Source organism: Dietzia sp. B44, from assembly GCF_014145245.1.
GTDB classification, from domain to species: domain Bacteria; phylum Actinomycetota; class Actinomycetes; order Mycobacteriales; family Mycobacteriaceae; genus Dietzia; species Dietzia natronolimnaea.
In genome coordinates this window covers 1-8,144 of record NZ_JAALEF010000101.1, presented here as the reverse complement: position 1 = coordinate 8,144, position 8,144 = coordinate 1, and the positions used below count along the sequence as shown (strand labels likewise).

Sequence of the window (8,144 nt, the reverse complement as noted above, 5' to 3'; positions counted from 1 at the left end):
TCACACTCCATGAATCAGCGGGGCTAGCGGGGGTGCTCTCCCATCCCGGGTTTACCGCGCGTTTCGCAGACGAGCTGACTACCCCGGGCATCCGAGTGCCGTTTACGACCAGTCCGGAGCTCTTCGAACGAGCCGTCACGCTCGGGATGGAGGTTGCCTGGCTGCACACCTATGGCGCTACGTTCGTTGACCCAGAGTCCGGGCGTCCAGCCGGCGATGTGCGGCTCGCGGCTGGAGATTCTCGTCGGGTGATGAATTTAGCGGCGATAGCTGAGATGCCATCCGAGATGATATTCAATGAGGCCACGGGTGAGGTGCGACTCGGTGGTGGCGCATTCGGCCCGGTGAGTCCTGCGGTGTGGGAGTACACCGTGGGAGGAAAGAACGTGCTCCGGTCGTGGTTCGGCTACCGCAAGGCCGAACCAGGAGGAAAGAAGTCCAGTCCCCTCGACGATGTACATGTCTCGTCTTGGCCGCCCGAGTGGACCAGCGAGCTTCTTGACTTGCTGTCGGTGCTCACCCGCCTGGTCGGGCTCGAGGAAGCGCAGGTGGAACTGCTGGATGAGATCATGTCCGTCTCGCTGGCGTCTCGAGACATGCTTGCCTCCGCCGGTGCCGTCTGGCCGGACGGGACAAAGGACTCCCAACGCAGGCCAGATTATTCGAGTGCACAGCCCGGCTTCGATGAGGGCGACGAAGGACAGCTGGGCTTCTCCTTCACGTGAGAGACCCGTGATCGCGGGTCCGGGTGTAGCTCGCCGTTCCAAGTTGCTCAGCTCGTGGGCGTTCGAGCGACGGCTTCACCGCCATACTTGTCGTATGACAGAACCGAGACCGGCAGACCAGGCTGCTCTTGAGGGCCTGCGCCAGGACCAGACGGGGGTCTGCTGGTGGTGCGGGAGCATCGCGGACAGTCAGGAGCATCGTCACAAGGCAAGCGTTCTTCGCCGGATGTGGGGCGACGAAGGGCTCTATCTTGGTCGTAGTGGCGAGAAGCTGTACTCAATACGCGGCCCGAACAGCAAAGCCGTGAAATTTTCGAAGATCCTCTGCCGCAAGTGCAATAACGAGCGAAGCCAACCATTTGACGAGGCTTACGACGTGTACGTCAATTTTGTTCAGTCGAATGCAGACGAACTTTCCCGGGCTCAGTCGTTGGATTGGCGACAGGTCTACGGCGGGTCATGGCAAGAGTCGGCTCGGTTCCTCGGGAGCTACGCAGTGAAAAACTTCGGCTGTTGGATGGCAGAGGCTGGGTTTGCGCCGCCTCCGGAGTTTGCAGCCTTCTTAGACGGTGACGACCTGGTGGATACCCGGCTGATGCTTGCTCGCCAAGAGTCTGCTTCGTTGGCGTACCGCGCGATGGCACTCGACGGTGGCACTCGTTTCGATCGAGGAATCGGAGTGCTCGCTTCTCACGTTTGGATTGATAACGGACGCACGAATTTGATTGGTTACGAGTCCTACTCCTACGTCGCCGATATCTGCATGCGCGTCAACTGGGCAGCACATGCAGGACTGGGAGAAGTGTTCTGGCAGTCCCCGATTACACCGCTGGAGATAATGCCCGCTTCGGGCGGTCAGCGAGTGCTCGCAGCGAAGATTGGCGCGCGGGCCTTGGGGAGGCGCGCGTCTCGTCTACTCGGTCGAGGACCAAAACGCGAGTGATACTGGTAGGTAAGACGATCTGGGCCTCGGTGACGCCGAGGGCGGAGGCGAGATGCCGAAGGCTGGCCACCAGCGCCCGAGAGATGCCCCGACTCACTCACCAGCTCCGAACGCTTGAGTGACGCTTTCACTAACGCGGTCTTCTCGCGCCGATAATGTCATATTCCGTCATGCTTGCTGGTCAGTGGGCGACCGATTGCCGCTGACAGCGCGGACTGCGTGTGCGGTCATTTTCGGTGTGACGTCCGAGGAAGGTTCGCTCCCCTCGACGCCGTGGTCAGTCGAGAGTCCGGTCAAGCCCCGTGTGGTGGTGTAACTCGTTTCTGATCCTTCGCTTGCGGTCAGGCGGGGAGTTGCATCAGGTCATCGGTGCTTGACCTCCGCCGGACTGGTGTGAGACAGCCGAAGCGGTGACAGTCCTCGTGGCCTACTGCCGCTGAATCCGAGCTACTCGCGAGCAGCGGTATGCGACTGAGTCGAAATGACGTGGGCGACGGGCCAAGTCTTGCTGAGGTCAGTCAGGACGAGGTCGGCTCGGAAGCCTTCGGTCAGCGCGCCACGGTCGCAGAGACCGACACAGGCGGCCGGGCCTGAGGTGATCAGTCGAACGGCGTGTGGGAGTGAGAGGACGCCGTCGCGCACAAGTCGCACTGCGGCTGGGAGCATAGAGGAGGGAAGGTAGTCACTGGCCAGGGAGTCGGCCACACCGGCGACGACGAGCTCGGCTGCCGAGACGTTCCCGGTGTGGGAGCCGCCACGGACGACGTTCGGGGCGCCAGCAACGACGAGCATGCCTCGGTCGCGGGCGGCACGGGCGGCGTCCAGGGTCGTTGGGAACTCCGCCACGGTGCAGCCGCGGTCGGCGGCAGCCGCGACGTCTTCCGGGGTGGCCAGGTCGTGGCCGAAGAGCCGGATGTGTCCGGCTCGGGCCAGGTCGCCCAGCCACGTGAGGGCGCGGTCTCGCACGGTGAGACGTTCGGCGCGGGTGCGACGCCACCGATCGACGTGGTCGACCGCAGCGGCCTCGGTCATACCCTCGTTGGTGATCAGCCACCGCTGCATGGTCGTGGGGTCGGCGAACTGCCCCTGCCCCGGTGTGTGGTCCTCGTGCGAGACGATCGGCACCCGTGCGCGTTGGGAATCATCCGGTGTGGTGATGCTCCGAAGCCTTTCAGAATCCGCGGAGTCGTCGAGTGCGGCCAGCTCCGTTGCGAGCAGCGTCCGGCCGTACTCGCAGCGGGCGTCCAACCGGTGCAAGACCTGGTGGTCGACCTGGGTGTCGTCGGCATGACGCAGCGAATCGGACAATTCTGCGGCAGCGGGGGAACCGATCGTCGTTCCCACGATGGAGTGCTCCTGGAATGCAAGGCCGTGGAAGGCGGTCGTGATTCCTGCCGCGCGTAGACGGCCGCCCGCCGACGTCAGTGCGAAGGCAGGGTCTAGGACGACGCCCGGTCGCGGCCGGGTCTCCCGCGCGAGGATGTCGGTGTGGACGTCGACCAGGCCCGGCAGCAAGTGGGCGCCGTGGGCGTCCAGGGTGCAGCCGGCACCCGGCGGGTGTGGGCCCACCTCGGCGATCCGACCCTCGCGCACCACCACTCTTGCGTTGTCCTCCACCCGATCGGGTAGCACCGCAGTGACGTGGCCGATCACGAAATCTGTCGGCGGCCAGCACGAGTTTCCGAAGGTCATGACGACACATTCTGACAGGGCCCTATGGCCGTCGCATGAACGCGGAAGTCATCGGTCGTTCACCGGCATCGGATGGTCGGACGGGGTTCACTCACCGTTCTCTCAACCCTGATCGTCCGTTCATAAGTCCTCTATAGGTTTCGGGGTGTTCGACCAAGTCCTACAGAGGGGTTCTCATGATCGATCTCGTCGAGGTGAGCAAGACCTACAAGGGGGGCGTGCAGGCGCTGCGCCGAACCGACCTGACGATCGAGGCCGGGCAGGTGACCGTGCTGCTCGGTCCTTCGGGAGCCGGCAAGTCGACGCTGCTGCGGTGCATAAATTTGCTCGTGCAGCCCACCACCGGGACTGTGCGTGCCGCCGGTCTCCCGGCACTGGACTCGCGCCGTGCATTACGACGGCATCGCCGGCGCACTGGCATGGTTTTCCAGCACCACCAGTTGGTCCCGCGGTACACCGCGCTGCGCAACGTGCTGCTCGGCCGAGTCGGCTACCACAGTTTCTGGCACGGTCTCCTGCCCGCTGGTCGCGCCGACGAGCGCATCGCCCTCGAGGCGCTCGACCAGGTTGGTCTGCTCGACAACGCGCTCACCCGGGTCGACAATCTCAGCGGCGGCATGCAGCAGCGCGTCGGCATCGCCCGCGCACTCGCCCAACAGCCGCAGCTGATCCTCGCCGACGAGCCGGTTGCCAGCCTCGACCCGGCCACCGCAGTCCGGGTGATGGCGCTGTTGCGCCGTGTCTGTCACGACAACGGCATCACACTCGTCGCCAGCCTCCACCAAGTCGACCTGGCCCTTGAGCACGCCGACCGCATCGTCGGCCTCGCACACGGCGAGATCGTGCATGACAGCCCCGTGTCCGATGTCACCGATGACGCCATTCGACTCATCTACGAAGGCGTCACTGAGGAATCCGACGGCGACACCGTCGCCAGTACTGTCACCGGCCACCTCGCTGACCGGAAGCTGTTCGCATCACCCGAATTACATTCACCAGATCCTGGAGTTCTTCACAATGATTAGACCAGCCCGTTCCACAGTTGCCGCCCTGGCGGCGCTGATTTCTTTCGCGCTTGTTCTCACCGGCTGCGGCTCCGGTTCCACCTCCGAGCCTGCCGCCGGCGAGGTGCCTGAGACCCTCCGCGTGGCTCTGCTGCCCGACGAGAACGCGTCTCAAGTGATCCAGGACAACGAACCGCTCAAGGAATACCTAGAGGACGAGTTGGGCGTCGAGGTCGAACTCATCGTCACCACCGACTACTCCTCGATGATCGAGGCGATGACCCGCGGCCGGTTGGACCTGGCCTACTTCGGGCCATTGTCCTACGTGCTCGCCCAGGAGAAGGCCGACATCGAGCCCTTCGCCGCGCTGCAGGAGGAAGAAGGCGCGGCCCCTACTTACCAAGGGGTGTTTCTCGCTAATGCCGACTCCGGCATCACCACACTCGGCGACGTCGCTGGCAAGACCGTCGCGTGGGGAGACCCGGCCAGCACCTCCAGCCACCTGATACCCAAGGCCATGCTCGCCGAGGAAGCGGGCCTGCGCGTCGACGACGGCGATTACGAAGAACAGCACGTCGGCGCCCACGACGCGGTGGCGCTGGCAGTGCAGAACGGCAACGCCGACGCGGGCGGAATGAGCCTGCCCATCTACGAGCGCATGGTCCGAGACGGGACCATCGACCCTGAGGTGGTCGTGACCGTCCAGGAGTCCGAGCCCTACTACAACTACCCGTGGACTATGCAGACGAACCTGCCCGAGGACTTCAAGGCAAAGGTGCGGGCGGCGTTTTTAGAACTCGACGACGATGCCGTGCTCGAGGCGTTCGAGGCCGCCGGTTTCGGACCGGTGACCGATCAAGACTACGACGCGGTGCGCGACCTTGCGCCCCTGCTGGACATCGACCTGGCGGACTACCAGTGACCGCCGACACTTTGCCGGACCCCGTCGAGGAACGGCGGGACGAACAGTACCGGGACATCTCCCGTCGGGTGTGGATTGGCTGGGGGCGCAACAGCGCCGCCATGGGCGTCGTCGGCGTCCTGGTGCTGGTGTGCGTCTGGGCGGTGGGACTACTCGACGGCGAACGGATGATCACCGGACTGGCCGACATCGCCGACCTCCTGGGCGACATGTGGCCCCCGGACTTCACCAACATCAACCGGTGGTGGGGCCCACTGTGGGATTCGATGTCGATGAGTATCGCGGCCACCGCACTGGCGGTCCTGCTGTCGGTCCCACTCGCGCTGCTCGGGGCCCGTAACACCTCCCCGCACCCCACCGTCTACGCGGTCGCGCGCCTGGTCCTCAACACCCTGCGATCGGTGCCCGAGCTGATCATGGCGATCGTGTTCGTCGCCGCCGTCGGCTTCGGCGCCCTTCCCGGTGCCCTGGCACTGGGTATCCACTCCGCCGGCATGGTCGGAAAGTTCTTCGCCGACTCCATCGAACGCGCCGATCAAGCATCCGTCGAGGTCGCCCGCGCCGCCGGAGCCACCCGGGCACAAGTGATCCTGCACGGCATCCTGCCGCAGGTGCTGCCCCAAATGGCCGACGTCACCGTCTACCGGTGGGAGCTCAACTTCCGCGCCTCGGTAGTCGTCGGCGTCGTCGGCGCCGGCGGCATCGGATTCGAGCTGATCGCCGCCCTCCGCACCCTCCAGTACCAGGAAGTCTCCGCAATCCTGCTCGTCATCCTCGCCACCGTCACCGTGGTCGACGCCCTCGGCGGAGCATTACGAAGAAGGTTCCAATGACAAACGCGTCCGCGCGCCCGGTGGTCGTCCTCACCCACCGGGTGCATCCCCAGATCCTCGACATGCTCGGCCGCGAGTGCGACGTGGTGCCGAACCAGCAAGACGACAGCCTCCCGGCATCCGAACTGAAACGCCGAGTAGCACACGCCGACGGGCTGATGGCGTTCATGCCCGACCGGATCACCGCGCAGTTCCTCGACGGTTGCCCGCGACTGCAGGTGGTCGCCGGCGCACTCAAGGGCTACGACAACATCGACGTTAGCGCCTGCACCGAGCGCGGCATCTGGCTCACCCGAGTCGAGGACTTACTCACCGAACCCACCGCCGAATTGGCAGTCGGGCTGCTGATCGGCCTCGCTCGACACGTGGCGACCGGTGACCGCACCGTGCGAGCCGGTTTCCGCGGCTGGCGGCCGGTGCTCTACGGACGCACACTCGTCGGCTCCACGATTGGCATCGTGGGCGCCGGCGTACTCGGCCGGGCCGTGGCGCAAATGCTCTCCGGATTCAATCCCCGACTTCTTTACCACGACCCCGATCCGGTGCCGTCCGCAACCGCGGCGTCGATCGGTATGGAACGGGTGGAACTCGCCGAGCTTCTGCAGCACAGCGACTCCGTGGTGGTCTGCGCCCCCCTGACGGCGGACACACTGCACCTGCTCGACCACGAGGCGATGACATCGATGCAACCTGGAGCGCTGTTGGTCAACGTCGGACGAGGCTCAGTGGTGAACGAAGGCGCAGTGGCCGAACTCCTGCGCAGCGGACACCTCGGCGGATATGCCGCAGACGTGTTCGAATTCGAGGACCTCTCCCGACCCGACCGCCCCAGCGGCCTGCACCCGGACCTGATGGAACTGACGAGCCATACCCTCTTCACCCCGCACCTCGGATCTGCGGTCGCGTCGGCACGCTTGGCGATCGAGGAGCACGCGGCGAGATCCATCCTGCAATCACTCGCGGGAAAAGTGCCCGACGGAGCCGTCAACGACCCGCGGAAACCGTCGACCTCCTCCGTTCCCGCAGTATGATCACGCCCATCAGCGACGCCGCACCCGTCAAAACCAGTCCTCGGGTACCGGTGTACCTTTCCGCCGCCGACGCACTCGCCGAGCAGATCGCCGACCAGCCCGTCGGCACCCGGCTCCCGTCAGAAGACGAACTAGCCCGCACCTTGGGCGTCAGCCGGCTCACCGCCCGAGCCGTACTGACCGAGCTGGAGAGGCGCTATCTCGTGCGCCGTCGGCAGGGCAGCGGCACCTTCGTGTCCCGACGCATCGACTACACCATCAGTCGACACATCCCACCGTCCTGGAGCGCAAGCGTCCGCAAAGCCGGATTCGCCCCAGACGTTCGCACCACCGGGTGGCGACTCGAGACCCCACCCGCCGAGGTCCGTGACCGCATGAAAGTGGGAGCACGCAGACAACTGCTCGCACTCTCCCGTAACCGATACATCGACCACGAGCTCGTCGGCTACGCAGACACCTACCTCGACCCCCAACTCGTCCCCGACCTACCCCAGATCCTCGACCCTGCCGGCTCGTTGCACGACACCCTGGCCACCCACTACAAGCTGGAACCCGAGCGCGGATGGTTCGGCGTCGCCATCGACCCGGCGCCACCCCACGTCGCCGAGCACCTCGAACTGAGCGGCCGCCCACCGGTCATCTCTATCCGGTCCCGCACCGATGCCGCCGCACGCAACCACCACCCCGTGGAACTCACGATCTCCTGGCTTCGAGCCGATGTATTCCGAGTCGAGGTCGACTTCGACACCACCTAATCAGGACGACAAACCCATCGCCCGCCCCGAATAGCCGCCAGGTCCTCAGCGCGGAGCAGGACGACCTCACCGTCGCGCCACACCCGCGGAATTATCGCAGGTAAACGGCAGTAACCGCAGCTACTGATACTTCCGTCATGTTAACGCCGATAATGTGGATTCCGTCAAGTCTGCGAATCAGGAGAGATGAGTAGATCCCACTGCCCGCGGCATCTAAGCCTCAATTCACCGATGAAGTA

The 8,144-nt window shown here is 64.8% G+C and carries 8 protein-coding genes; 7 read left to right on the top strand and 1 reads right to left on the bottom strand.

The window, feature by feature from the left end; genetic code table 11:
* Positions 1–725, top strand: a 725-nt coding sequence (locus G6017_RS04240; RefSeq protein WP_347237943.1) for a type ISP restriction/modification enzyme, incomplete at its 5' end; no start/stop codon positions are given.
* 94 nt (positions 726–819) lie between these two features.
* Positions 820–1,668 carry a hypothetical protein gene (locus G6017_RS04235; RefSeq protein ID WP_141244306.1) on the top strand — a complete coding sequence of 283 codons (849 nt, stop codon included), beginning with the start codon at positions 820–822 and terminating at the stop codon, positions 1,666–1,668.
* Positions 1,669–2,115: 447 nt separating this feature from the next.
* On the opposite strand, the gene G6017_RS04230 is transcribed toward G6017_RS04235, so the two are convergent.
* On the bottom strand, positions 2,116–3,360 hold the full coding sequence (locus G6017_RS04230; protein WP_020171046.1) for an alpha-D-ribose 1-methylphosphonate 5-triphosphate diphosphatase: 1,245 nt from the start codon (positions 3,358–3,360) through the stop codon (positions 2,116–2,118).
* A gap of 176 nt (positions 3,361–3,536) precedes the next feature.
* On the opposite strand from G6017_RS04230, the gene phnC reads away from it, so the two are divergent.
* The 5 genes from phnC to G6017_RS04205 are packed head-to-tail and all read left to right on the top strand — an operon-like array spanning position 3,537 to position 7,905.
* A complete protein-coding gene (gene phnC / locus G6017_RS04225) occupies positions 3,537–4,385 on the top strand; it encodes a phosphonate ABC transporter ATP-binding protein (protein ID WP_182616086.1) in 849 nt (282 codons plus the stop codon).
* Positions 4,378–5,286 carry a phosphate/phosphite/phosphonate ABC transporter substrate-binding protein gene (gene phnD, locus G6017_RS04220; RefSeq protein ID WP_182616084.1) on the top strand — a complete coding sequence of 303 codons (909 nt, stop codon included), beginning with the start codon at positions 4,378–4,380 and terminating at the stop codon, positions 5,284–5,286. The genes phnC and phnD overlap by 8 nt, the downstream gene beginning before the upstream one ends.
* Positions 5,283–6,119 (top strand): phosphonate ABC transporter, permease protein PhnE, encoded by an 837-nt coding sequence (gene phnE / locus G6017_RS04215; protein WP_182616082.1) that lies wholly within the window; start codon positions 5,283–5,285, stop codon positions 6,117–6,119. Before phnD ends, phnE begins: the two co-directional genes overlap by 4 nt.
* Before the next feature lie 20 nt (positions 6,120–6,139).
* Positions 6,140–7,150: a phosphonate dehydrogenase gene (locus G6017_RS04210; protein WP_524536240.1), complete on the top strand. Its 1,011-nt coding sequence runs from the start codon at positions 6,140–6,142 to the stop codon at positions 7,148–7,150.
* Positions 7,151–7,200: 50 nt separating this feature from the next.
* Positions 7,201–7,905, top strand: coding sequence for a UTRA domain-containing protein (locus tag G6017_RS04205; RefSeq protein ID WP_032375806.1), 705 nt, complete (start codon positions 7,201–7,203; stop codon positions 7,903–7,905).
* Positions 7,906–8,144 lie beyond the last annotated feature (239 nt).